This is a genomic window from Streptomyces sp. NPDC085927 (assembly GCF_044540975.1).
GTDB lineage: Bacteria > Actinomycetota > Actinomycetes > Streptomycetales > Streptomycetaceae > Streptomyces > Streptomyces hirsutus.
In genome coordinates, this window is the sequence record NZ_JBITSN010000005.1 from 213987 (window position 1) to 238586 (window position 24600).

Annotated in this window: 24 protein-coding genes; 9 read left to right on the forward strand and 15 right to left on the reverse strand. The window is 73.3% G+C overall.

Annotation, left to right across the window (positions count from 1 at the left end):
* Positions 1 to 32: 32 nt before the first annotated feature.
* From ACIF80_RS15540 to ACIF80_RS15575, 8 genes are all read right to left on the reverse strand, one after another.
* Positions 33 to 1142 (reverse strand): XdhC family protein, encoded by a 1110-nt coding sequence (locus tag ACIF80_RS15540; RefSeq protein ID WP_399804458.1) that lies wholly within the window; start codon positions 1140 to 1142, stop codon positions 33 to 35.
* The gene (locus tag ACIF80_RS15545; RefSeq protein WP_399804461.1) at positions 1135 to 2421 is read right to left on the reverse strand and encodes a VWA domain-containing protein; all 1287 of its coding nucleotides are present in this window, start codon (positions 2419 to 2421) and stop codon (positions 1135 to 1137) included. The genes ACIF80_RS15540 and ACIF80_RS15545 overlap by 8 nt, the downstream gene beginning before the upstream one ends.
* A gap of 5 nt (positions 2422 to 2426) precedes the next feature.
* Positions 2427 to 3341: an AAA family ATPase gene (locus ACIF80_RS15550; RefSeq protein WP_399804464.1), complete on the reverse strand. Its 915-nt coding sequence runs from the start codon at positions 3339 to 3341 to the stop codon at positions 2427 to 2429.
* A 56-nt stretch (positions 3342 to 3397) separates the two neighbouring features.
* Complete coding sequence (locus ACIF80_RS15555) at positions 3398 to 4252, reverse strand: FAD binding domain-containing protein (RefSeq protein WP_399804467.1); 855 nt, start codon at positions 4250 to 4252, stop codon at positions 3398 to 3400.
* Positions 4249 to 6645, reverse strand: coding sequence for a xanthine dehydrogenase family protein molybdopterin-binding subunit (locus ACIF80_RS15560; RefSeq protein WP_399804470.1), 2397 nt, complete (start codon positions 6643 to 6645; stop codon positions 4249 to 4251). The genes ACIF80_RS15555 and ACIF80_RS15560 overlap by 4 nt, the downstream gene beginning before the upstream one ends.
* Positions 6642 to 7115, reverse strand: coding sequence for a (2Fe-2S)-binding protein (locus tag ACIF80_RS15565; protein WP_399804473.1), 474 nt, complete (start codon positions 7113 to 7115; stop codon positions 6642 to 6644). The genes ACIF80_RS15560 and ACIF80_RS15565 overlap by 4 nt, the downstream gene beginning before the upstream one ends.
* 265 nt (positions 7116 to 7380) lie before the next feature.
* Positions 7381 to 7746, reverse strand: a complete 366-nt coding sequence (locus ACIF80_RS15570) for a nuclear transport factor 2 family protein (RefSeq protein ID WP_399804476.1) — start codon at positions 7744 to 7746, stop codon at positions 7381 to 7383.
* A 198-nt stretch (positions 7747 to 7944) separates the two neighbouring features.
* Positions 7945 to 9699: an ABC transporter ATP-binding protein gene (locus tag ACIF80_RS15575; RefSeq protein ID WP_399804478.1), complete on the reverse strand. Its 1755-nt coding sequence runs from the start codon at positions 9697 to 9699 to the stop codon at positions 7945 to 7947.
* A gap of 197 nt (positions 9700 to 9896) precedes the next feature.
* Between ACIF80_RS15575 and ACIF80_RS15580 the strand changes: the two genes are divergently transcribed.
* From ACIF80_RS15580 to ACIF80_RS15590, 3 genes are all read left to right on the forward strand, one after another.
* A complete protein-coding gene (locus ACIF80_RS15580; RefSeq protein ID WP_399804481.1) occupies positions 9897 to 10982 on the forward strand; it encodes an S-(hydroxymethyl)mycothiol dehydrogenase in 1086 nt (361 codons plus the stop codon).
* Positions 10982 to 11611 carry an MBL fold metallo-hydrolase gene (locus ACIF80_RS15585; RefSeq protein WP_055595317.1) on the forward strand — a complete coding sequence of 210 codons (630 nt, stop codon included), beginning with the start codon at positions 10982 to 10984 and terminating at the stop codon, positions 11609 to 11611. The genes ACIF80_RS15580 and ACIF80_RS15585 overlap by 1 nt, the downstream gene beginning before the upstream one ends.
* Before the next feature lie 130 nt (positions 11612 to 11741).
* Positions 11742 to 12668, forward strand: a complete 927-nt coding sequence (locus ACIF80_RS15590; RefSeq protein ID WP_399804484.1) for an SDR family oxidoreductase — start codon at positions 11742 to 11744, stop codon at positions 12666 to 12668.
* Between the two features lie 31 nt (positions 12669 to 12699).
* Here ACIF80_RS15590 and ACIF80_RS15595 read toward each other — a convergent pair whose 3' ends face one another.
* Positions 12700 to 13902, reverse strand: a complete 1203-nt coding sequence (locus ACIF80_RS15595) for a Gfo/Idh/MocA family protein (RefSeq protein ID WP_399804486.1) — start codon at positions 13900 to 13902, stop codon at positions 12700 to 12702.
* A gap of 436 nt (positions 13903 to 14338) precedes the next feature.
* On the opposite strand from ACIF80_RS15595, the gene ACIF80_RS15600 reads away from it, so the two are divergent.
* Positions 14339 to 14524: a hypothetical protein gene (locus ACIF80_RS15600; protein ID WP_065000297.1), complete on the forward strand. Its 186-nt coding sequence runs from the start codon at positions 14339 to 14341 to the stop codon at positions 14522 to 14524.
* 258 nt (positions 14525 to 14782) lie between these two features.
* Here ACIF80_RS15600 and ACIF80_RS15605 read toward each other — a convergent pair whose 3' ends face one another.
* A complete protein-coding gene (locus tag ACIF80_RS15605; RefSeq protein ID WP_399804488.1) occupies positions 14783 to 16144 on the reverse strand; it encodes a S1 family peptidase in 1362 nt (453 codons plus the stop codon).
* 217 nt (positions 16145 to 16361) lie between these two features.
* Here ACIF80_RS15605 and ACIF80_RS15610 point away from each other — a divergent pair, with 217 nt between their 5' ends.
* Entirely contained in the window at positions 16362 to 16748 is a 387-nt protein-coding gene (locus ACIF80_RS15610) for a PPOX class F420-dependent oxidoreductase (protein WP_399804491.1), read from the forward strand.
* Positions 16749 to 16856: 108 nt separating this feature from the next.
* On the opposite strand, the gene ACIF80_RS15615 is transcribed toward ACIF80_RS15610, so the two are convergent.
* Positions 16857 to 17273, reverse strand: a complete 417-nt coding sequence (locus ACIF80_RS15615) for a Zn-ribbon domain-containing OB-fold protein (RefSeq protein WP_399804494.1) — start codon at positions 17271 to 17273, stop codon at positions 16857 to 16859.
* Between the two features lie 226 nt (positions 17274 to 17499).
* Between ACIF80_RS15615 and ACIF80_RS15620 the strand changes: the two genes are divergently transcribed.
* Both ACIF80_RS15620 and ACIF80_RS15625 read left to right on the forward strand, forming a co-directional pair.
* A complete protein-coding gene (locus ACIF80_RS15620) occupies positions 17500 to 18339 on the forward strand; it encodes a hypothetical protein (protein WP_399805264.1) in 840 nt (279 codons plus the stop codon).
* A gap of 73 nt (positions 18340 to 18412) precedes the next feature.
* On the forward strand, positions 18413 to 19201 hold the full coding sequence (locus ACIF80_RS15625) for a peptidoglycan-binding protein (protein ID WP_399804497.1): 789 nt from the start codon (positions 18413 to 18415) through the stop codon (positions 19199 to 19201).
* A 25-nt stretch (positions 19202 to 19226) separates the two neighbouring features.
* Here ACIF80_RS15625 and ACIF80_RS15630 read toward each other — a convergent pair whose 3' ends face one another.
* The 3 genes from ACIF80_RS15630 to ACIF80_RS15640 form a co-directional block, all read right to left on the reverse strand.
* Positions 19227 to 19601, reverse strand: coding sequence for a hypothetical protein (locus ACIF80_RS15630; protein WP_176954911.1), 375 nt, complete (start codon positions 19599 to 19601; stop codon positions 19227 to 19229).
* 355 nt (positions 19602 to 19956) lie between these two features.
* Entirely contained in the window at positions 19957 to 20874 is a 918-nt protein-coding gene (locus ACIF80_RS15635) for a MurR/RpiR family transcriptional regulator (RefSeq protein WP_399804499.1), read from the reverse strand.
* A gap of 157 nt (positions 20875 to 21031) precedes the next feature.
* Positions 21032 to 21688 carry a nucleoside/nucleotide kinase family protein gene (locus tag ACIF80_RS15640; protein ID WP_399804502.1) on the reverse strand — a complete coding sequence of 219 codons (657 nt, stop codon included), beginning with the start codon at positions 21686 to 21688 and terminating at the stop codon, positions 21032 to 21034.
* 106 nt (positions 21689 to 21794) lie between these two features.
* On the opposite strand from ACIF80_RS15640, the gene ACIF80_RS15645 reads away from it, so the two are divergent.
* Positions 21795 to 22550 (forward strand): HAD family hydrolase, encoded by a 756-nt coding sequence (locus ACIF80_RS15645; RefSeq protein WP_399804505.1) that lies wholly within the window; start codon positions 21795 to 21797, stop codon positions 22548 to 22550.
* A 108-nt stretch (positions 22551 to 22658) separates the two neighbouring features.
* Positions 22659 to 24185 (forward strand): hypothetical protein, encoded by a 1527-nt coding sequence (locus ACIF80_RS15650; protein WP_399804508.1) that lies wholly within the window; start codon positions 22659 to 22661, stop codon positions 24183 to 24185.
* Positions 24186 to 24248: 63 nt separating this feature from the next.
* Here ACIF80_RS15650 and ACIF80_RS15655 read toward each other — a convergent pair whose 3' ends face one another.
* Positions 24249 to 24455, reverse strand: a complete 207-nt coding sequence (locus ACIF80_RS15655; protein ID WP_399804510.1) for a hypothetical protein — start codon at positions 24453 to 24455, stop codon at positions 24249 to 24251.
* Positions 24456 to 24600: the final 145 nt, after the last annotated feature.

Sequence of the window (24600 nt, forward strand, 5' to 3'; positions counted from 1 at the left end):
CGGGGGCTCGACAAGGCCCGGCTCCAGGGCGTTCAGGACGTGGGCACGGGCGGATGGACCGCTCCCTCGGTCGCGGACAGCGGTGCGCCAGTGCCGCCCCAGCGCAGCGCGACGATCTCCGCGGCCACCGACACCGCCACCTCCTCGGGCGTACGGGCCCCGAGGTCGAGCCCGACCGGTGAGCGCAGCCGGGACAGCTCGTCCCCGGTGAGCCCGGCCTCGACCAGCCGGTCCCTCCGGTCCGTGTGGGTGCGGCGGCTGCCCATCGCGCCGATGTAGGCGGCCGGCCGGCGCAGTGCCTCCAGGAGCAGCGGCACATCGAACTTCGGGTCGTGGGTGAGGACGCAGATCACCGTGCGTTCGTCGGTCTCCGTGCCCTGCAGATACCGGTGCGGCCAGTCCACGACCACCTCGACGCCCTCCGGGAAGCGGCGGGGCGTGGCGAACACGGGGCGGGCGTCGCAGACGGTGACCCGGTAGCCGAGGAAGGCGCCGATCCGGGCCACGGCCGCCGCGTAGTCGATCGCCCCGAAGACCAGCATGCGCGGCGGCGGTGCGAAGGACTGCAGGAACACGCTCACCGCGTCCTCCCGGCGCTGCCCCCGGGGCCCGTAGTGGCGCAGCCCCGTGGCGCCGAGGGCGAGTTCGCCGCGCGCGTCGGCGGTGACCGCCGCGTCCAGGCCGGCCGTCCCCAGGGTGCCCGCCAGCCGGTCCCGCCACACGGCCAGCGTGGCCCCGCGCGGCGCGGGACCGTCGGTCACCGTCGCCACGGTCACCGGCTCGCCCGCGGCGACCGACTCCGCGACGGCACCGAACGCCGGGTCCCGCTCCGGCGTCACCGGGCGCACGAGCAGGGTGATCTCGCCACCGCAGGTCAGGCCGACCGCGAAGGCGTCGTCGTCGCTGTAGCCGAAAGTCTCCAGCCGGGCGTCGCCGTCTCCGACGACCTCCCGGGCCAGCTCGAACACCGCGCCCTCGACGCACCCCCCGGACACACTGCCCACCACCTCGTCGTCCGGCCCCACGGCCATCGCCGCGCCCGGATCACGCGGTGTGCTGCGGCTCACGCCGACCACGGTGGCGAGGCCGAACGGCCGGCCCGCGGCGTACCAGCCGGTGAGCGCCGGGAGGATGTCACGCACGGCGGGCTCCTTCCCGGGGGACGGCGGCCGGGGCGGATGCGGCAGCCCGGCCGGGGGAGGCCCGGTCGGGCTGGGCACCCCGTACCACCGCCGCCAGGTTCTCCAGGGCGGCCAGACTGTGGCCCTCGACGAACGCGTCCACGCTCGGCAGCGCCGCCGCCATCCCCGCTGCCAGCGGGGCGTAACCGGGGCGTGCCTTGAGCGGGTTGGCCCAGATCACCCGGTGGGCCAGCCGGTGCAGGCGGCGCATCTGGGCCGCGAGGAGCTCGGGGTCGCCCCGTTCCCAGCCGTCCGACAGCAGCACCACCACGGCGCCGCGGGCCATGCCCCGCTGCCCCCAGCGGTCGAGGAACTCCCGCAGCAGCACACCGAGCCTGGTCCCGCCACGCCAGTCGGGCACCGCGGCCCAGGCCGCGCTCAGGGCCGGGTCGGGGTCCCGGTGGGACAGCTCCCGGGTCACCCGGGTCAGCCGGGTGCCGATCGTGAACACCTCCGCCGTCCGGCCCCGTACGGCGGCGTGCGCGAAGCGCAGCAGCGCGTCCGCGTACGGCGCCATCGACCCGCTGACGTCGACGAGCAGCACCAGACGGCGTGGCCGTTCGGCCCGGGCCCGGCGCCGCAGCCGGGCCGGTTCGCCGCCCCGCCGCAGCAGCTCCCGCACGGTCCGGCGCGGATCCACGTCGCCGCGCCGGGCGGGCCGGCGCCGTGCCGTGCGCCGGACCTCGCCGCGCGGCGCCAGCGCCGCCAGCAGCCGCCTCACCTGCTCCCGCTCGGCGGCGGCCAGGTCCGCGAGGTCACGGTGGCGGAGCGTCTCGGTGGAACTGGCCCGCGCGGCCAGGGGCGGCCCCGGACGCTCCTCCTCCGTGCCGCCCGCACGGCGGCCCGCGGCGTCGCGCACCACGAGCCGCTGCCGCGGGCGGGGAGCGGCCGGTGCCGGTGGTCCGCCGGGCTCGCCGGCGCCGAAGTACGCGGCGAAGACCCGGTCGTAGCGCTCCAGGTCGTCCGGTCCGGCGCACAGGGTCAGCCGCCCCGCCCAGTACACGTCCGTCCGCGGTCCGGGCCGCAGGGCGTCCACCGCGCGCAGGAACGTGTGCACCCGCTCCGCGCTCGCGTCGACGCCCGCAGCGCGCAGGGCGCGGGCGAACCCGAGAAGCACCGCGACCGCTTCGGGCGGGTCACCGGCCCGCACGTCCTCCGTCCGTACGCCGTCGTCCCGCACGTCCCGCTCCTCGCCCGGCGCCCGGCGCCCCCGCGCGGCCCCGCCGGTCACGTCCGCCATGTCCGTCACGTCCCTCGTGCGGCGAGTACCGCCGTCAGGTCGAGTCCACGCGCCCGCTCGGTGTCCTCCCGGTACTTCAGCGCCGACCCCAGCGTCGCGACGGCGAGGTCCGCGTCGACCTCGCTCGCCCCGAGCGCGTCCAGGGCCTGCGCCCAGTCGATGGTCTCGGCCACCCCCGGCGGCTTGAGCAGGTCCTGCGTACGCAGCGCCTGCACCAGCGCGGTCACCTGCTCGGCCAGCCGCGCCGACACCCCGGGCAGCCGGCGCCGGACGATGGCCAGCTCGCGGGCGAAGTCCGGATGGCCGAACCAGTGATACAGACAGCGCCGCTTGAGCGCGTCGTGCACCTCCCGGGTGCGGTTCGACGTCAGCACGACCACCGGGGGCACCTCGGCCCGTACGGTGCCCAGCTCCGGGATCGTCACCGAGAACTCCGACAGCAGCTCCAGCAGGAACGCCTCGAACTCGTCGTCGGCCCGGTCGATCTCGTCGACGAGCAGCACGCACGGCTGCGTCTGAAGGGCGCGCAGCAGGGGCCGGGCGATCAGGAAGCGGCGGTCGTACAGCTCGCCCTCCAGCCGGTCGGCGTCCGTGATCCCGGTCGCCTCGGCGGCCCGCAGATGCAGCAGCTGACGGGGGAAGTCCCAGTCGTAGAGGGCCTGGGATGCGTCGATGCCCTCATGGCACTGGAGCCGGATCAGCGGAGCGTCCAGTGCCTCGGCGAGGGCGGCCGCCAGCGCGGTCTTGCCGACGCCCGGGTCGCCCTCGCAGAACACCGGCCGGTGCAGCTTCAGGGCGAGGAAGCAGGCCATGGCCAGCCCGTCGTCGACGAGATACCCCGTCGCCTCCAGGCGGGCCCGTACCTCGTCCGGCCCGGAAGCCGCCCGGCCCGGCCCGCCCGTTCCCGGCCCGGCAGCCACCTCGTCCGGTCCGCCGGGCCCCGGCCCGTCGCCCCCCGTCGCGCCGCTGATCGGCCTCACCCCATTCCGGCCGCGGTCAGCACCGCCCGCCGGGTGAGCACCTGCGCCAGGTGCGCCCGGTACTCGGGCGATCCCGAGGTGTCCCGGGGCGGCTGGGTGCCGTCCGTCGCCGACTGCGCGGCCCGTGCCACGGCCGGCGTGCCGTCGCAGCCGGCCAGGGCCTGCTCGGCCGCCGTCGCCCGCAGCGGGGTCGCGCCCATGTTGACCAGCCCGATCCGCGCCTCGGTGATCCGCCCGTTGTCGCGGCGCACCAGGGCCGCCACACCGACGATCGCGTAGGACTGTGCCACCCGCTGGAACTTCTCGTAGTGGAAGCCCCAGCCGTCCGCCTTCGGCACCCGCACCTCGACCAGCAACTCGTCGGGCTCCAGCACCGTCTCCAGATAGTTGACGAAGAACTCACGGGCCGGGACCGTGCGCCGGCCGCCGGGACCCGCGACGACCAGCTCACCGTCCATGGCGAGCACCGCCGCGGGCAGGTCCGCCGCCGGGTCCGCGTGCGCCAGCGAGCCGCCGAAGGTGCCCCGGTGCCGTACGGCGGGGTCGGCGACCGTGCGGGTGGCGGCGGCCAGCAGCCCGGCGTGCCGGCGCACGAGCGGGTCGCGGACGACCTCGTGGTGCGTGGTCATCGCGCCGATGACGAGCGTGTCGCCGTCCTCGCGCACCCCGCGCAGCCCGGGGACGCGGCCGACGTCCACCACCAGTTCCGGGAAGGCCAGCCGCAGCCTGAGCAGCGGCAGCAGGCTCTGCCCGCCGGCCAGCACCTTCGCGTCCTCACCGCCGTCGGCGAGCACGCGCAGCGCCTCGTCGAGGCTGGTGGGCCGGGCGTAGTCGAATGCCGGGGGGATCATGCGGAGGCCTCCTTCGCCGAGTGCACTGCCCGCCACACCCGCTCGGGCGTGCAGGGCATCGTCACGTCGTTCACCCCGAGCGGCCGCAGCGCGTCCACGATCGCGCCGACCACGGCGGGCGTCGAGGCGATCGTCCCCGCCTCGCCGACGCCCTTGACGCCCAGCGGGTTGGAGGTCGCCGGTGTCTCGGTCCGCTCCGTGACGAACTCCGGCAGATCACCGGCCACCGGGACCAGGTAGTCGGCCATCGTGCCCGTGACCAGGTTGCCCTCGTCGTCGTACACGGCCTCCTCGTACAGCGCCTGCGCGATGCCCTGGGCGAGGCCGCCGTGCACCTGGCCCTCCACGATCACCGGGTTGATCACCCGGCCCACGTCGTCGACGCAGACGTAGGAGCGGATCCGGGTCTGCCCGGTCTCCGTGTCGACCTCGACGGCGCACAGATGCGTGCCGTGCGGGTACGAGAAGTTCTCCGGGTCGAGCACCTGGTCGGCGTTGATGGTGGGTTCCATGCCGTCGGGCACGTCGTGCGAGGTGAACGTCTCGAACGCGATCTCCTGGATCGTCTTCCGGGCCTCGGGGGAGCCCTTGACGGTGAACACGCCGTCGGTGAAGTCCAGGTCGTTCTCGTTCGCCTCCAGCAGGTGCGCGGCGACCCGGCGGGCCTTCTGCACCACCTTCTCGGCCGCGTGGTGCACCGCCGACCCGCCGACCACGAGGGACCGCGAGCCGTACGTGTCCATGCCCTGCGGGGCGGCCCTGGTGTCGCCGTGCACCACCTCGATGTCCTCGAACGGCACGCCCAGCACGTCGGCGGTGATCTGGCTCCAGCTCGTCACATGCCCCTGCCCGTGCGGGCTGGTGCCGGTGATCACCTCGACCTTGCCGGTGGGCAGCATGCGGATGCTCGCCGCCTCCCAGCCGCCGGCCGCGTACCGCAGGTCCCGCAGCACCCGGCTCGGGGCGAGCCCGCACATCTCGGTGTACGTCGAGACGCCGATGCCGAGCCGTACGGTGTCGCCGCGCTCGTTGCGTTTCTGCTGCTCGGCGCGCAGGTCGTCGTAGCCGAACAGCGCGAGCGCCTTCTCGGTGGCCGCCTCGTAGTTGCCGCTGTCGTACGTCAGGCCCGCGATCGAGTCGTACGGGAACTCCTCGTGCCGGATCCAGTTCCGGCGCCGCACCTCGACGGGGTCGATGCCGAGCTCGGCCGCCAGCTCGTCCATGATCCGTTCGATGGCGAACGTGGCCTCCGGGCGCCCGGCGCCGCGGTACGCGTCCGTCGGCGTCTTCGTCGTGAACACACCCGTACAGGTGAAGTCGTAGGCGTCCATCTTGTAGATCGCCGGATACATGAAGGCGCCGAGGATCGGGATGCCGGGTGTGACCAGCATCAGATAGGCGCCCATGTCGGCGAGCAGGTCGACCTTCAGGCCGAGCAGCCGGCCCTCGGCGGTGGCGGCGACCTCGATGTCCTGGATCATGCCGCGGCCCTGGTGCGTGGCCAGGTAGCCCTCGGAGCGGGACTCGGTCCACTTCACCGGCCGGCCCAGCCGCCGGGCCACCTCCAGCGCGACGGCCTCCTCGCCGTACACCTGGAGCTTGGAGCCGAACCCGCCGCCCACGTCCGGGGCGACCACCCGCAGCTTCTGTTCGGGGATCCCCGTGACCATCGCCAGCATCACCCGAAGGATGTGCGGGACCTGGGTCGCCGAGTAGACCGTGTACTCGCCGGAGGCGGCGAGCGGGGTGACGACGACCGCGCGCGGCTCCATCGCGTTCGCGATCAGGCGCTGCTGGTGGAAGCGGCGGGCGACGACCACGTCGGCACGCCGCTTGACCGTCCCGTAGTCCTCGCCCGTCTTCAGCGGCCACACGTAGCTGCGGTTGGTGCCCTTGTCCGAGTGGACCAGCGGGGCGCCCTCGGCGAGCGCCGCCTCCAGGTCGAGCACCGGGGGCAGCGGCTCGTAGTCGACCTCGACCGCCTCCAGCGCGTCGGCCGCCGCGTACCGGTCGCGGGCCACCACGACCGCCACCGGGTCACCCGCGTGCCGCACCTCGTCGACCGCGACCGGCGGATGGTCCGGCAGCACGATGTCCTCGGTGACCGGCCAGGCGCAGGGCAGCGAACCGAGCCCCTCGGCCAGGTCACGGCCACTGAACGCGGCGACCACGCCGGGGCGTTCGAGGGCGGGGGAGACGTCGACCCGCTCGATGCGGGCGTGCGCCATGGGGCTGCGCAGGAACGCGATGTGCAGCAGCCCGGTGACGGAGATGTTGTCGGTCCAGGTGGTCTGCCCGGTGACCAGCCGGGCGTCCTCCTTGCGGAGCCGGCCCCGGCCCACCTCCCGCTCGGCGCGCTGCCCGGTGTCCGGGTCTGTGCTCTGATCCGTCATGCCGTGACCTCCTCCGACGCGGCGGCGGCGAGCACCGCGCGGACGATGTTCTGATAACCGGTGCAGCGGCACATGTTGCCCTCGAGGGCCTCGCGCACCTCGTCCGCATCGGGGTCCGGGTTCTCGCGCAGCAGATCACGCGCTGCCATGATCATCCCGGGGGTGCAGTAGCCGCACTGCAGCGCGTGCTGCTCGTGGAAGGCCCGCTGCAGCGGCGTCCACTCGCCGTCCCGGGCCAGACCCTGGACGGTGGTCACCTCGCTCCCGTCGGCCTGGACGGCCAGTACCGAGCAGCTCTTCACGCTCGCGCCGTCCAGTTCGACCGTGCAGGCGCCGCAGCTCGAGGTGTCGCAGCCGACCGGGGTACCGGTCAGACCGAGCCGGTCGCGCAGATAATGAACCAGCAGCAGACGGGGTTCCACCTCGTCCTCGTACGCCGTGCCGTCCACTTTCACCGAGATACGAGTCATGTGCTCTCCAGAGACCGTGCGGGCGGATACGGAGTGTCGGCGGACCTTGGGGGTGACGAAGGTCACTCTATGACCGGTCCTGGAGGACGGCGAGTGGTGCGGCACGGATCCGTTGAGTGCTGATCGGTCACGACCGTCCGGTGTGTGCAGGACATGGTTCCGCGGGTACCGACGCAGGCATCGGCGTCGGCACCCGAGCTCACGGCCGGAGCCCGGGTGTCCGGCCGTGTCCTGTGTTCCCCGGCGCCCGGCCGAACCGGATCGCTCACTCGTCCCAGGCCTGGATCATCGTCTGTTCGGTGATCCTTCCGTCCCGCAGCGAGACCATCGACTCCGAGTACACCCGCACCCCGTCCGGGTACACACAGCTCTCGCTGAAGGCGGCCTGGTCGTCCTGGACGACGCACCGCTCCAATTGGTGCGTCATGTCACGGCTGTAGACGTCGTCGAGCATGGCGGAGATCTCGTCCCGGCCGTGCAGGACCATAGGGCGGCTGGGCTGGGTGTTGCGGTCCACGATGCGCAGCTCGGCGTCGTCCGCGTAGAGCGCCGTCAGGGGGGCGGCCGTCGGGGCCTCGAGCCCCCGGCGCAGTGCGTCGGTGCCGAAGCGGGGTGCTGCCGAGGTTGCCATGATGACCTCCTTCGAGGGCCTCGGCCCGGTCCGGAGCGGGCCACGCCGGGCCTCACCTACGAGCCTCCCCCCGCCCGCCGGGTACGGCAAGCCCGGCCCGCGCGCTCCGTTCGAACCGGACAGCCTCCGCCGTCCGGACCTGCCGGCCGCGCCCTCCCGCACCGCCCCGGGCGGCGCGCACCGGCCGCCCGGGAGGAGTCATCCGCCGGTGGTCAGGAACTGCGTCGCCGCCAGCTCCGCGTACAGCGGATCGGCGGTCACCAGTTCCCGGTGCGTGCCGACCGCGCGGACCCGGCCCGCGTCCATCACCACGATCCGGTCTGCCGTCGTCACCGTCGACAGCCGGTGGGCGACCACCAGCACCGTCGTCGTCCGGGCCACGTCGGCGACGGTGTCGCGCAGCGCCGCCTCGTTCACCGCGTCGAGCTGCGAGGTGGCCTCGTCGAGCAGCAGCAGCCGGGGACGGCGCAGCAGCGCGCGGGCGATCGCGACCCGCTGGCGCTCCCCGCCGGACAGCTTGGTGCCACGGTGCCCGACCAGTGTGCCGAGCCCCTCGGGGAGCCTGGCCACCAGACCGTCGAGCCGGGTCGTCTTCACCACCCGCGCCACCTCGTCGTCGTCCGCCTCCCGGTTCCCGAGCAGCAGGTTGTCGCGCAGGGAACCCGACAGGACGGGCGCGTCCTGCTCCACGTAGCCGATCGAGGACCGCAGCCGCGACAGATCCCAGTCGGCCAGATCCCGCCCGTCCAGGGTGATCGTCCCGGAATCCGGGTCGTAGAAGCGCTCGATGAGGGAGAAGACGGTGGTCTTGCCCGCGCCGGACGGGCCGACGAACGCGGTCATGCCCTGCGCGGGCACGGTGAACGTCACCCCGTGGTGCACGTACGGCAGATCGTCCGCGTAACGGAAACGCACGTCCTCGAAGGCGAGCGCGGCGGGCGCGGCACCCGGCGCGGGCAGGGCCGCGGGCCCGGCGGCAGGCTCGGCGGGCAGCCGCAGCGCCTCCTGGATCCGGGCCAGAGCGGCGCTGCCCGTCTGGTACTGCGTGATCGCGCCCACGACACTCTGGATCGGCATCATGAGGTAGAAGACGAACAGCAGGAACGCCACCAGCGTGCCGATGTCGATGGCGCCCGTCGCCACCCGGGCCCCGCCCACCGCGAGCACCGTGATGAACGCGACCTGCATCGCGAGCCCCGCCGTGTTGCCCGCCGCCGCCGACCACTTGGCGGCCCGCACGCTCTGCCGCCAGGACTCCTCGGCCGCCTCGTGCAGCGCGCGCTCCTCCCGCGGCTCGGCACCGGACGCCTTCACCGTGCGCAGCGCGCCCAGCACCCGCTCCAGCGAGGCCCCCATCACGCCGACCGCGTCCTGCGCCTGCCGGCTGGCCCGGCTGATGTGCGGCACGATCAGCGTGAGGACCGTTCCGGCGCCCACGATCACGGCCAGGGTGACCCCCAGCAGCACCGGATCGACGAAACCCATCAGGGCGATGGTCGCGATCAGCGTCAGGCCGCCCGTGCCGAGGCCCACCAGCGAGTTCGTGGTGACCTCCCGCAGCAGCGTGGTGTCGGAGGTGATGCGGGCCATCAGGTCACCCGGCTCACTGCGGTCCACGGCCGTGATCCGCAGCCGCAGCAGATACGACGACAACGAGCGCCGCGCCCCCAGCACCACCGACTCGGCGGTGCGCCGCAGCACGTACGAACCCAGCGCGCCCAGCGCGGCGTTGGCTATGACGAGGACCGACATCAGCACCAGCGCACCGGTGATGGCCCGGTCGTCGGACAGGTCGTCGATGAGATCGCGGGCGACCAGCGGCAGCATCAGGCCGGTCGCCCCCGTCAGCAGGGACAGCGAGGCGCCGCCCAGCAGGGCCCACCGGTGCGGCCGTACGTAACCGAGGAGCGCCCGCCAGGCGGGCGGGCCGGACTTCTGCGCTGCGATGCTCACGTCGCTCCCTCGGCGTCGGGCGGAGAGCTCAGGCTACGTCGCCGCGGCCCGCCCCCGGCCCGCCGGGCCCGCTCTCACGGGCCGGCCCGCCGCCCGGTCAGCACGCTCCGACCTGCCGTGGAGCCCACCGGCCGGGTCCCGCGCAGGTCGCGTAGGGTCGGGAGGACGTACCACCGGGAGACGAAGGAGCCAGCACCATGGCGCAGGAAGTACGCGGCGTGATCGCACCGGGCAAGGACGAGCCGGTACGCATCGAGACGATCGTCGTACCCGACCCGGGGCCGGGTGAGGCGGTCGTCCGCATCCAGGCCTGCGGGGTGTGCCACACCGACCTGCACTACAAGCAGGGTGGCATCAACGACGACTTCCCCTTCCTCCTCGGCCACGAGGCCGCGGGCGTCGTGGAGTCGGTGGGCGATGATGTCACCGAGGTCGCCCCCGGTGACTTCGTCGTCCTCAACTGGCGCGCGGTGTGCGGCACGTGCCGCGCCTGTCTGCGCGGACGCCCCTGGTACTGCTTCGACACGCACAACGCGAAGCAGCGGATGACCCTCACCGACGGCACCGAACTCTCCCCGGCGCTCGGCATCGGAGCCTTCGCCGAGAAGACGCTCGTCGCCGCCGGACAGTGCACCAAGGTCGACCCCGCCGTCTCCCCGCAGGTCGCCGGACTGCTCGGCTGCGGCGTCATGGCGGGCATCGGCGCCGCGATCAACACCGGCAACGTCGGCCGGGGCGACTCCGTCGCCGTCATCGGCTGCGGCGGCGTCGGGGACGCGGCCATCGCCGGTTCCCGGCTCGCCGGAGCGGCGCGGATCATCGCCGTCGACATCGACGACCGCAAGCTGGAGACCGCCCGCTCCATGGGGGCCACCCACACCGTCAACTCCCGTACGAGCGACCCGGTCGAGGCGATCCGCGAACTCACCGGCGGCTTCGGCGCCGACGTCGTCATCGAGGCCGTGGGCCGCCCCGAGACGTACGAACAGGCCTTCTACGCCCGTGACCTGGCCGGCACCGTCGTCCTCGTCGGCGTGCCCACCCCGGAGATGAAGCTCGAACTGCCGCTCGCCGACGTGTTCGGCCGCGGCGGCTCCCTGAAGTCGTCCTGGTACGGCGACTGCCTGCCCTCGCGCGACTTCCCCATGCTGATCGACCTGCACCAGCAAGGACGCCTGGACCTCGGGGCGTTCGTGACCGAGACGATCCGGCTCGACGAGGTCGAGAAGGCCTTCGAGCGGATGCACCACGGCGACGTGCTGCGCTCGGTGGTGGTGCTCTGATGACCGCCCGCATCGAACACCTGGTCACCTCGGGGCAGTTCAGCCTCGACGGCGGTACCTGGGACGTCGACAACAACGTGTGGATCGTCGGCGACGACCACGAGGTGATCGTCATCGACGCCGCCCACGACGCCGACGCCATCGCCGAGGCCGTGGGCGACCGCCGCCTGAAGGCGATCGTGTGCACGCACGCCCACAACGACCACATCGACGCCGCGCCGGCCCTCGCCGACCGCACCGGGGCCACCATCTGGCTGCACCACGACGACCTGCCGCTGTGGAAGCAGACCCACCCGGACCGCGACCCCGACGCCTGGCTGGTCGACGGCCAGGTGATCGAGGCGGCCGGCGCCGACCTCACGGTGCTGCACACGCCGGGGCACGCGCCCGGCGCGGTCTGCCTGTACGATCCCGGGCTCGCCACCGTGTTCACCGGGGACACCCTGTTCCAGGGCGGTCCCGGCGCCACCGGCCGCTCGTTCTCCCACTTCCCGACGATCGTCGACTCGATCCGGGAGCGGCTGCTCACGCTCCCGCCGGAGACCAAGGTCCGCACCGGCCACGGCGACTCGACCACCATCGGCGCGGAGGCCCCGCACCTCGAGGAGTGGATCGCCCGCGGTCACTGAGGCCGCTCCGGTGATCGCCCGGTCACGTCCGGCCGGGCGATCACCGGGAAAAGGTGACAGAGGATGTCCGGCTTACCCGTCACTCTCGTAGCGACAGCAGATCGCTGTCACGCGTGACGGGAGGCCGGACATGCCGGAGTCGACCACAGGGTCGTCGCAGAACAAGGTCGCACTGGTCGCGGGAGCGACCCGGGGAGCCGGACGGGGCATCGCCGTCGAACTGGGCGCGGCGGGCGCCACCGTCTACGTCACCGGACGCAGCACCCGCACCGGGCGCTCCGAGTACGACCGCCCCGAGACCATCGAGGACACCGCCGACCTGGTCACCGAGGCAGGCGGACGGGGCATCGCCGTCCCCACCGACCACCTGGACCCCGCCCAGGTCAGGGCCCTCGTCGACCGCATCGCCGCCGAACAGGGCCGCCTCGACGTCCTCGTCAACGACATCTGGGGCGGCGAGAAGCTCTTCGACTGGAACGCCCCCGTCTGGGAGCACGACCTCGACAAGGGGCTGCGCCTGCTGCGGCTCGCGGTGGACACGCACGCCGTCACCAGCCACCACGCCCTGCCGCTGCTGCTGCGCCGCCCCGGCGGCCTGGTCGTGGAGGTCACCGACGGCACCGCGGACTACAACCGTGACACCTACCGCGTCTCCTTCTTCTACGACCTGGCCAAGACGGCCGTCCTGCGCATGGCCTTCGCCCTCGGCCACGAACTCGGCCCGCGCGGTGCCACGGCGGTCGCGCTGACCCCGGGCTGGCTCCGCTCGGAGATCATGCTCGACGAGTTCGGGGTGAGGGAGGACAACTGGCAGGACGCCCTGACCCGCGTCCCCCACTTCGCCATCTCGGAGACCCCGCGCTACGTGGGACGGGCCGTCGCCGCGCTCGCCGCCGACCCGCGGGTGTCCCGCTTCAACGGCACCTCCCTCTCCAGCGGGGGTCTCGCCCGGGAGTACGGTTTCACCGACCTCGACGGCAGCCGCCCGGACGCCTGGCGCTACCTCGTCGAGGTCCAGGACCCGGGCAAGCCGGCGGACGTCACGGGGTACCGCTGACGGCCCGCCCGCCTGCCGTGGTGACCGGTGGTCACCTCTGTGGCGCGTCCCCGAAGTCCGGGATCTCCAGCCTGGTGCCGCCCCGCAGCGCCGACTGGTGGGCGACGATGCCGGGCAGGGTGTAGCGGGCGGCGACCCACGCGTTCACCGAGGGCAGGGTGCGGGTGTTCACGGCGGTCACGAAGTCGTCCACGAGGTAGTGGTGGCTGCCTTCGTGGCCGTTGGGCAGCAGGTCGAACGCGCGGGGGAGCCGCGTCCGGTCGTGCACCGCCGCCGATCCCGAGGTGAAGGCGGAGCGCAGCTCCGGCGCCACGTGCTGGAGGGACGGGTCGTCGGGGGAGAGGGTCTCCTTGGGCTGCAGCAGCTCGCTGATGTCCTGCACGCCGCTCTTGTCCTGCCACAGCGCGACCGTGGCGAGCTGCTCCATGCTCGCCTCCGTACCGAAGAACCGGAACCGCGATTCCCTGATGTGCGAGGGATAGCCGACCCGCCGGAACTCGTTCGTGCGGAACGCGCCGCCGCCCGCCACCTCGAACAGGGCCGTGGCGTTGGAGAAGTCGTTGTCGAACCGGCTGATCTCCTTGTCGAAGACGCCGTCCCCGCGTTCGTCCCTGACGCCGATCGCGGAGACGCCGACCGCGTGCGTTTGCCAGGCACCCAGCACCCCGCCCACCGCGTGCGTCGGGTACAGCATCGGGGGATAGCTGGCGGTGGCCTTCCAGTCGTCGCCGCCGCTGTACCGGTACGCCTCGTAGAAGCCGAGGTCCATGTCGTGGACGTAGTCGCCCTCGGCGTAGAACAGCCGCCCGAAGGCGCCTTCGGCGATCCGGTCGCGGGCGTGGACCGTCGCCGGGTGGTACTGGCTGGTCTCGCCCATCATGTACGTCAGACCGGTCGCCTCGACCGCGTCGATGATCGCCGCGATCTCCTCCGTACGGATCGCCATGGGGACCGCCGAGTACACGTGCTTGCCCGCGTCGAGACCCTGGAGCACCAGGGGGCCGTGGGTCCAGCGCTGGGTGAAGATCGCGACCGCGTCGATCTCCGGCGACTCCAGCATGGCCTCGTACGACGGGAAGGTGCCGGCGAGTCCCTGCGCGGCGGCGAGCCGCCGGGCCCGTTCGGGCAGCAGGTCGGTGACATGGATGTCGCCGACGCCGGGATGCGCCTGGAAGAGGGTGGCGAGCTGGCCGGAGAACTGGCCGGCGCCGACGATGCCGAGCGAGAACGTCATGGAACGCGTGCCCTTTCACTGGGGGGAACGAGGCCGGTCCGCGACGCACCCGCGTCGGCCGCGCAGGGGGTGATCGGGAAGCTGAACGCCGGGAAGTCCTTCCGGTCGGCGACCGCGTCCTCGGTGCCCTTCGGAGGGCCGGGTAACACGATGCCGCAACAGCCCTCCGTACGGGGGAACTTGTCCGACACCGGACGGTTCGCCCATGCCGTCGGGAGGCTCCGCCGGCTCGCGGACCGCGCGAGGTTCTCGCGCCCGCCGTCATCCGCGGGCCGCGCCGGCCGGGGAGGGGTCCGGGAGGCCGGGAGGGGCGTCCTGGGAAGCCCGGGAATGTGAACTCGCCCACGTTCCATGGCAGATGGACGTGATCAGTGACACTGTCCGGTATGTCCGATTGACTCGTGATTACTCACGCGGCTTTCACGCCGGTGGCCCTATGCTTCACAACATGTCCACCACTCTTGAACCTTCATCCGAGCGATCGGCTGCCGAGGTCAACGAGGAGATCCGGGCCCTGTGGCTCCGGTCGGGCGGGACACTGAGCGGCGAGCAGCGCGCGGAGTACCAGCGTCTCGTCCAGGAGTGGGCCGAGGCCCTTCCGGAGCGGGCCGAGGCGGCCTGAGGCGCCGCACAGGCCCCACCGCCCGTCATCCTCGCCTCCCTCCTTCCGCTCGTCCCGTCGCACGCCCCGGCCTTGGTCCGGGCGCTGGTCCCGGCCGCATCGCCGGCCCGGCTCTCCGGCCCGGGGCGCGTATGCCGTCCTCGTGGCCCGGGCCACCCGTGTCACGTGTGAGCCTCCTCACCGGCACCTGGGCTCCGGCACCCGGGCTCCGGCACCCGCGCGCTGGTACCGGAGCCGGAGCCGGTACCAGCGCCCGGCTCAGCTCCATGTCGCCGAGTAGTACCGCTGGTACGCCTTGCGGTCCTGCTCCGCGCGGATCCAGCGGGTCGCCACGAGGGCCATCAGGCTGCCGCCGATGACCAGCATCCCGGGTCCCACGTTCCGGGGATCGGCCAGGCGGGACAGCAGCGTCGACGCGTTGATCCCCGCCGCCGGCGAACCCGGCGACGCGGCGTCCGGGGCCGCCGCCGCTCCCGCCGACGGGGCGGGAGCGGCCGTGTCCGCGTCGCCCCCGGCCTCCGGGGCCACCAGGAGGTCCACCTTCAGCTGCGCCAGTGCCTTCGTGACCGGCTGGAAGAACGTCGTGCCGCCCGCCTGCCGGCAGTCGCCGCTGCCGCCCGACGTCACCCCGAGCGCGATGCCCTCGGAGAACATCGGGCCGCCGCTGTCGCCGGGTTCGGCGCACACATTGGTCTCGATGAGGCCGCTGACCGTGCCCTCCGGATAGTTCACCGTCGCGTTGAGCGCCGTCACCTCCCCGTCGCGCAGCCCGCTCGTGCTGCCGCTGCGGAAGACCCGCTGGCCGACGGTGGGGTCGCCCACGCCGGTGATCCGGACGCCCTGGCCGTTGCCGACCGACACGACACCGGCGCCTTCGCCGGCCCGGCCGCCGTCGTACTCGATCAGGGAGTAGTCGTCGCCGGGGAAGCTGCCGCCGACCGTGGTGCCGACCTTCTTCCTGCCCCCGTCGTCGGCGAACCAGACCGATCCGTCCGGCCCGCAGTGCCCGGCCGTGAGGATGAACTCACTCGTGCCGTCGGTCACGTTGAATCCCGCGGAACAGCGCCCGGCGGTCGACAGGATGGGCTCCGCCCCGTTGATCCGCGTGGTGAAGGTGCCCTCGGTGCGCTCCATGCGGACGAAGTCACCGGCGCCCTTCGCCGCCCGGGTCAGGTCGGACCAGTCGTCCGCGGACACCGTGCTGTCGCCGCGGACCACCACCTCGTTGGACCGGTAGTCCATGGCCCAGGCCGTCCCCGGCACGCGCGGTGCCGAACCCAGCGTCTTCGTGGCCGACTTCAGGTCGCGCATGCTGTGGCGCACCGTCTTCGGGTCGGCGCCGGCCTCCCGCACCTCGGCCGCCGCCCTCTCGTCGGTGACCGCGACGACCGTTCGCCCGTCCTCGCCGAGCCAGCTGCCCGCGGTGCGGGAGGCGCCGAGCCGCGCCACGAGGGCGGAGCCGGGGCCGGTGTCCTCCTCGGACGCGGCGTACGGAACCGGGGCCGGCGCCGGGGGCTCACTCGCGACGGCGCGGGTCACCATCGTCGCTCCGAGGAGGAGTCCGCCGACGGCCGCCAGCCGTGTCACTCGCCGGACGACCCGTCGTCGTGCGTGCCTCATGCATGACTCCCGAACCAGAGCAGCGCGGTGCGAACACCACGGGGCCTCCCCTGAGTCGAGTGCCCCCAGTCCATACGGACGCGGGCCCCGCGGTGTTCACCGCCGGAGCGATCCGATGTGCAAGAGGTGCCGGCCTGCGTGCCGAGCGGCCCGGCGTGCGCAGGGGGCGGCGTCCACGACGGGCAGGAGGGGGTGACCGGACATTAGACTGCCGGGTATGGACGACGCGTTGCTCGAACGGCTCGGAGCGGGAAAGTACCTGCTGGTCACCAGCTACCGGAGGAACGGTACGCCGGTGGCCACCCCGGTGTGGGTGGTGCGGGACGGGAACGCGCTCGGGGTCTGGACCGCCGCCGACTCCTGGAAGGTCAAGCGGATCCGGGCCCGCGCCGACGTCCTGGTCGGCCCCTGCGACGTGCGCGGCCGTCCGACCGGCGGTCAGGTCCCGGCCACCGCGGAGATCTGCGATGCGGCCGCCACCGCCCGCTACCGCGAGCTGATCGCCCGCAAGTACGGTCTGTCGGGCCGGCTGACGCTGCTCGGCAGCCGGTTGCGCCGGGGCCGCGAGGGTACCGTCGGTATCCGCGTCACACTGGCCGACTGAACTCGGGTCGACTGAACTCGGGTCGGCTGAACTCGGGCCGACCGAACTCCGGCCGGCTGAACTCGGGCGAGCGGACTCCGGCCGCCCGGACCGGTTCCGGGCGGCCGGTCAGGTCCAGGCGCGGTAGGGCTCGTCGACGAGCTGGAAGACCGGCTCGCCGCGCACCGGGTCCTTGGCCGTGGACAGCCGTACCCGGTCCCCGCTGTGGATGCCGATGGGCGGTCCCATGACCCGGCCGCGGACGACGAAGCCCTCGGCCATCTCGATCAGGGACACGTTCCGGGCGGCCGGCGTATTGCGGTGCAGCGTCGTGGAGTGACGGACCGTGCCGACGCCCGCGCTGTGCTCCGTGCGCAGGTCGCTGCCCTGACAGACGGGGCACAGCAGCCGGTGGTACATCGCGGTGCCGCACCATGTGCACCGCTGGAAGGCCATGGCCTCCGCGCCGTTCGCGCCCTGGGGTTCGAGCAGGCCCGTCGTGGCGCCGGCTGCCTGCTGAGCCACGCTTCCTGAGTGGTGGTACACGCTGGTCAACTCCCTGCACTCGGCCGCCATCCCGCGTGCACGATGCCCGGCACGCACGTACCCGGTGTGTCGTGTGCCACCGTGCACAGCGACAGCGTATGGCACTCAGTGCCACCCGTAAAGGCACTCAGTATCCCTCCTTTGCATCCACCGCGTTCCCGGGCTGTTTCGATGCCGGCGGATCATTCATATGATCAGGCTTCTCTCGTTCCCCGAGGAGTCCCGCATGGCGCCCGCCCGTACCCGTCCCCGCCTCCTGTACGTCACCGACCTGACGTATCCGGCCCGCGGGCGCCGCTACGGCGACGAGGACGTCCGGCTCACCTCCAGGCTGCGCGCCGACTTCGACCTGGCGCTCTGTCATCCGCGGGACGCCGCCGCGCTGCTGGACGGCTTCGACGCCGTGGTCGTCCGCAACAGCGGTCCGGTGCTGACCTACCCGGAGGCCTACGAAGCCTTCCGCCGGCGGGCCACGGAGGCCGGGAAGCCGGTCTACAACCCGCTCACCGGCCGGGGCGACATGGCGGGCAAGCAGTACCTGCTCGAACTGAGCGCCGCCGGGCGGCCGGTGATCCCCACCGTCGACCGCGCCGAGGACCTGCGACTGCTGCCCGCGGCGGACCGGTACGTGGTCAAACCCAGGCTCGGTGCCGACTCGGTGGGGCTGCGTGTCGTCTCCGGGGACGCCGTGCGGGAGTTCATCGACGGCGACGTCCTGGTGCAACCGCACATCGACTTCGCGTACGAGGTCTCCTTCTACTTCGTCGACCACGACCTCCAGTACGCCCTGTACGCCCCGGACCCCGACCGGCGCTGGCACCTGGAACCGTACGAAGTCACCGCGCGCGACCTGGAGTTCGCCCGGAGCTTCGTCGACTGGAACACCCTCGACCACGGCATCCAGCGGGTCGACGCCTGCCGCGCCCCGGACGGCGAACTGCTGCTGGTCGAGTTGGAGGACCTGAACCCGTACTTGTCCCTCGACGCCCTGGACACGGTGTCCCAGGAGTCCTTCGTGTCCGCCATGACGGCTTCCCTGCACCGTTTTCTGCGCGCCGCCTGCTGAACTCCCGCCCCCCTGGGCGCGTATCTCTTCCCGTGGGCGGCTCCGCCCTCGTGCGCAGCGGAAGGAGAGCAGCGTGCCGACGCCGTCCGACCCCGGGCAGCCGCACGGCGGCCCGCCCCTCGAGCCCGTCCGCGTCCTGCGCCCGCGCCGCACGGACGCGCTCGCCGAACTGTTCAGGGAGTTCGAACGGGAGGAGCGCGAGGGCTACGAGTCCGTCACCCTGCCCCGGCCGGGGACCGGCCCGGAGGACGAGACCCAGGAGTTCCCGTCGGTCGCCCCCGAACCGCCCGCCCGGCCGCCGGCGACCGCGCCCGGCCCCGCGGACGAGAACTTCACGCAGCACGGTCCAGCAGCCGGGCGCAGGCCACCCGGCCGCCGTGCGTCCCAAGGCCCCTCGTACGACAGCACGGTGCCCGGCCGGCCCTCGCACACCCCCGTGCGTCCGTCCCCGCACAGTCCCGCGAAGCGGCGGGCCGCCGTGGCGATCGCCCTGGCCGCGGCGGCGGTACTGGGTTTCGGTGGCGCGGTCCTGCTCCTGAGGCAGCCCGCCGGTGACCGGGCCGTGCCGGACCCCCGCCCCACCGCGAGCCCGCCCGCGGCCGAGCCCGCCGCGCCGCCCCGGCGGGCCCCGGCCGCCACCGGATTCCTCGGCGAGGGCGACTCGGGCCCCGAAGTGGCCGAACTCCAGGAACGCCTGCTGCGCATCCCGGACGTCTACCGCGACGGCACCACCAGCGGCCGCTACGACGCCGCCCTGTCCGCGGCCGTCGCCCGGTTCCAGCTCTGGTACGGCGTCCAGGGCGACGAGAGCGGCGTCTACGGCGACGACACCCGCCGTGCGCTGGAGTCCCGTACGGGGTGAGGCCCGCCCGGCGCGTCCCGACCGGTCAGCGTCCCGATTCCACCAGGGCCCGCGTGACCGCGCGCACGCTGCGCGCGATGTGCTGCAACTGCATGACCTCGGCCGCGTACAGCTTGATCGTGTGCTCGATGACCCCTTCGTGCAGGCCGAGCCGGGGCAGGTCGGCCCGTGCCGTCTGCAGGGCGGTGCGCGCCACTCGGATCTCGTGCTCGACCTGGATCTGGGCGTGCCGCGCCAGCAGGACGGGGTGCCGGAGGAACGCGGGGTAGCTCGCGTAGCGCGCCGGTACCAGCTCGCGCAGCCACTTGGCCGCCGAGCGTTCCCAGTCGTAGCTGCCGGGTGCCTTGACCTGGCAGGGCCAGTCCGGACTGAGGCGCGTGGAGGTCACGGTCATGATCATCGCTTCCGGGTGTGCTGCGTCGCTGGGGAGGGCGACGGGTGGGACGGCTCTGGTCCGGCGCGGCCGTCGGAGCGGGCGGGAGCCGGCGGGTTCGGGCGTTCGTGCGGGTGTCCGGCCGGGGCGGGCGTCATCCGCTGCGGAGGTGTCTGGCTGCGCAGGGGCGGACCGTCGGCTTCCGGGCGGAGCGGGTGATGGCGGGATGGGTGCGGATCACTGTCCGCAGTGGACATGTCGTGATCCGTCAGCAGTATTTATATATGCGATGTGGTTTGCAAGGCGTATGAAAACATTCATGCGTGCTTCGAAGGGGAAGGCCCGCTTGACGGCGCCGGCGGGGAGCGGACCCCGCGAGGGATCAGTCCCTGAGAAAGAACTGGTGCTGGTCGGCGACCTGCTCGTACTCGTCGAGCCGGGCCTGCGTCCGCTCCGGGTCCGCGTCCGTCATGGCCTGGAGCAGCGCCGCGCACATCACGCCCGGAGCCGCGTACGAGTCGAACACCAGGCGTGACCCGGTACCGGTGGCGAAGGTGACGTCGGCCTCGTCCGCGAGGGGGCCCAGCGCCAGGTCGGTGATCAGCGCGACCTTCAGCCCGGCGCTCCGGGCGACCCGCACCGCCGTCAGGGTCTCCTGGGCGTGCCGCGGCATGGAGAACGCCAGCACCCACGTGCCGCCGGCCTCCCGTGACTGCAGCAGTGCGTCGTAGGCGACGCTGCCGCCGCGGGTCACCAGCCGGACGTCCGGGTGGATACGACGGGCGGCGTAGGCGAAGTACTCGGCCAGGGAGACGGAGATGCGCAGCCCGAGGACGGTCAGCGGCGCGGACGCCGCCAGCCCGCGGCCGGTCTCGACGACCCGGTCGGGACCGGCGAAGTCCCGCCGCAGGTTCTCCAGATTCTCGATCTCGGCGTCCACCGCCGCCTGCAACTCGTTGCCCCGGTTCTCCTCCGCGGGCCCGCCGGGAAGCGTGCCGAGCGCGATCGCCTGGAGCTTCTCCCGCAACGCGGGGTAGCCGCTGAAACCGACCACCGAGGCGAACCGGGTCACCGAGGGCTGGCTCACCCCGACCCGCTCGGCGAGGTCCGTGATCGACAGGAACGCCGCCTCGGTGAGGTGCTCGATCAGGTACCGGGCGATGCGCCGCTGGCCGGGGGAGAGCCGGGGCCGGTCGAACAGCGTGCGGAGCTGGGACGTCGGGGACGCTTCCGTCTCCTCGCCCGCCTTCCCCGAGATGATCGCGGATGCCTGTGCGCGTGCCTGCTGCGGCGATGGCACCGGGGTGCCTCCTTCGTCTCCCACGAGGGTTCAATTTAGCTCACGCAGCGTGGCGAACAGGGGGAGCGATACGGGTGATGCCGCATGGTTGCGGGAGAGGGGAGGCCCACCGGACCGCCGGCCGTCCCACCCCGACGGCGCACGGGAGGTCCGCCCGTCAGCGGCGCACACGCGGCACGGCCGACGCCGGGACCACGAGGTCCGCGCGGTGCCGGGTCCGCGCGACCAGTTCGGCGTTGGGCCCGTCCGAGCGCGCGACCCAGGCCACCGCCTCGTCCTGAGGCTTGCCGAACTCCACGTGCCGGGCCACCAGCCGCCGTACCCGCTCCTCCTCGTCCAGCTCGCAGAACCAGACCTCGTCGAGCTGCGGCCGCACCCGCGCCCACGCACCGGTGTCCAGCAGTAGATAGTTCCCCTCCGTCACCACCAGCCGGGCCGTCGGCGGCACCGGAACGGCTCCCGCGAGGGGCTGCTCCAGTTCCCGTTCGAAACCGGGCGCGTACACGACGTCCCCGTACGTCTCCTCGCGCAGCCGCCGCAACAGGGCCGCGTACCCGGCCGCGTCGAAGGTGTCCGGGGTGCCCTTGCGGTCCCGGCGGCCGAGCCGGTCCAGTTCGGCGTCGGCGAGGTGGAAGCCGTCCATCGGGACGTGCGCGACCCATGGCTCCCCGGCGCCGTTCAGAGCCCGCACCAGCTCCCCGGCGAGCGTGGACTTCCCCGCTCCGGGGCCGCCCGCGATGCCGAGCAGCGCGCGTCGGCCGTCCCGGCCGAGGGCCCGGGCGCGGTGGAGGAGATCGTCGAAGGTCGGCACCACAGGGGAGAGTGTGTCACTCCCGCCCGCCCCCGGACGGCGCCCGCGGTCCCGTCGCCGCCCGCTCCTCGCCGCGTGCTGTCCGCCGGGACGCGAGACCATGTCCGGTATGACGGATCTGGGTCTGCCCGAGAACATCCTGGCCTGCCTCTTCGACCTCGACGGTGTCATCTCCAGGACCGCCGCGGTCCACGAGGCGGCCTGGAAGCAGGCGTTCGACGCCTTCCTGCGCGAGCGGGACGGCGCGGACTTCCGGCCGTTCACCGACGCCGACTACGCCGAGTACGTGGACGGCCGCCCGCGGACCGACGGCGTACGCACCTTCCTCGCCTCCCGCGGCGTCGACCTGCCCCAGGGCACGCCGGACGATCCGCCCGGCGCCGCGACCGTGCACGGGCTCGCCCGCCGCAAGAACGAGCTGTTCCTGGAAAGGATCCGCAGCGGCGGAGTGGAGGCCTACGACGGCACGCTGCGCTACATCGAGGCGGCCCGCGCCGACGGCCTGCGCACCGGGGTCGTCTCCGCCAGCGCCAACTGCCGGGACGTGCTGCGCGCCCTCGGCGCCGAGCACCTCTTCGACGCCCGCGTGGACGGTGTGGTCGCCGCGGAACGCGGCCTCCCCGGCAAGCCGCGCCCCGACACCTTCCTCGCCGCCGCCCGGGATCTCGGCGTCCCGCCCGGAAGGGCCGCCGTGTTCGAGGACGCGCTGGCCGGCATGGACGCGGGCCGCGCCGGCCGCTTCGGCTACGTCGTCGGCGTGGACCGCGTCGGCCGGTCGGCCGCGCTCTACGCCCACGGCGCCGACCGGGTCGTGACGGACCTCGCCGAACTCACCGGAGAACCCCGGGAACCGGGCGAGCGGTGACCGCGGTCCTCGTCCCCGCCTGCCCCTGCGCGCCCGGCGGGTTAATTTGTTTCTGTTTGCGCGCAAGTGACCGGCAGGAGCGGCGGCACACGGGACGAGGGACGGACGATGGCCGACGACAAGGGTGCCCTTCTCGCCGCGGGACGGCGACGCGTACGCGCACGCACGTCCTCGCCGGGCGTGCCGCGTTCCACGGACGGCGCCGCACCGCTCGCGGTCCTGGCCGCCGTCTTCACCGTCGCCCAGCTCGTCCTCGTCCGTCCTGCGCTGGGACTCGGCTGGGACGAGATCGTCTACGTCAGCCAGGTCACCTCCCACCACCCGGCCGCCTTCTTCAGCGCCCCGCGCGCCCGGGGCGTCTCCCTCCTGGTGGCGCCCGTGGCCTCCTGGTCGGAGTCCACCGCGCTGCTGCGCGTCTACCTCGCCCTCCTGTCCGGCCTGGGCCTGTACCTGGCGCTGCGCGCCTGGCGCGGCCTGTTCCCCACCCGGGTCCTGGTCACCGCCGGCGCCTTCTTCGCGTCCTTGTGGGTGACCCTCTTCTACGGTCCCCAGGCCATGCCCAACCAGTGGGTCGCGATCGGCGCCCTGACCGCCGTCGGCTGCTTCCTGCGGTACCACGCGGACCGCTCGGCGCGCGGGGCGCTGTGGGGCGTCGCGGCGGGAGCCGTGCTGATGGCGCTGATGAGGCCCACCGACGCCGTATGGGTGACGATCCCCCTACTGGTCCTCGCCCTGGCAGGCCGGCACCTCCGCCTTTTGACCGCACTCGCGGCGGGCCTCGCGGTGGGCGCGGCCGAATGGGTGGCCGAGGCCTACGCCTGGTACGGCGGCCTGGGGGAGCGGCTGGCCGAGGCCTCCCGCGTCCAGGGCGGGCTCGGCCTGCAGATCGCCGTCGACGACCAACTGCGCAGCCTGGGCGGGCGGGGTCTGTGCCGCCCGTGCACGGGGACGATGCCCCATCCGGTGATCACCCTCTGGTGGTTCGCCCTGCCGCTCCTGGCCGTCCTCGCGCTGGTCGTCGCCGTACGGGCCCGGCGCGCCCTGCGCACCGCGCTGCCGCTGGCCTGCGCCGCCACGGCCGCCCTCCCGTACCTCTTCATGATCGGGTACGCGGCCCCCCGCTTCCTCCAGCCCGCCTACGCCCTGCTCGCGATCCCCGTCGCCGACGCGCTGTGGCACCTGGTCAGGACACCGGCCGGGACGTGGCGGCCGGTCGTGACGTCACTGGTCGCGCTCGCGCTGGCCGGCCATCTGGCCGTACAGCTGGCCGTCCTGACGCACACCGTGGACCGCAACACCGACAGCCGCCGGGACTGGGCCCGCACCGCCGGCGAACTGCACCGGCTCGGCGTCCGCCCGCCCTGCCTGATCACCGGTCACGAAGCGATCCCCGTGGCCTATTACACCGGCTGCTCCTCCGGCGGGACGGGCGGGAACAACGAGAACACCACGGTGGCGGAGATACTGAGCACCGCGGACCGCGTTCCCGTGGCCACGCTCGTCGGCCCCCGCGGAACCCCGCCCGGCTACGCCCGTGCCTGGCCCCCGCACACGATCGGCGACCTCCGGGTCAGGATCGCGCCGATGCCGGGGCAGGACGCCCCGAAGGGCGCGGCCACGGACGGGCCGGAGTGAGGGCCGGGGACGGGAAGAGCCGGGCAAGGGCCGGAGCCGGGGCCAAGGGTCAGGGGTCAGGGGTCAGGGGAGGAGCTTGTCCAGTGCGGCGGGTCCCTCCTCCGCCAGCTTGCGCCTGGCCCATTCGAGATTCTGCGGGGTGAGATCCTTGCCGGAGGCAAGGACGAGATCCTCCGGCGACACATCGGTACCGGTACGGGCGTGGAGCAGGCCGTCCGGGGTGGTGCGTTCCTCGGACGGCCGGGACTCCTCGGGCTGGGACGTCGACATCTCTGACTCCTCGGGTCCGGATGGCTGTAGCGGCCCCGGTGCGGTCATCGGGTCCGGTATCACCATTCAACGCGGGAGCCCGAAGTGCATCCGGAACACGGGGGCGCCGCCTGAAGGGCCGCTCCTCAGGTGCAGGAGTACCTTC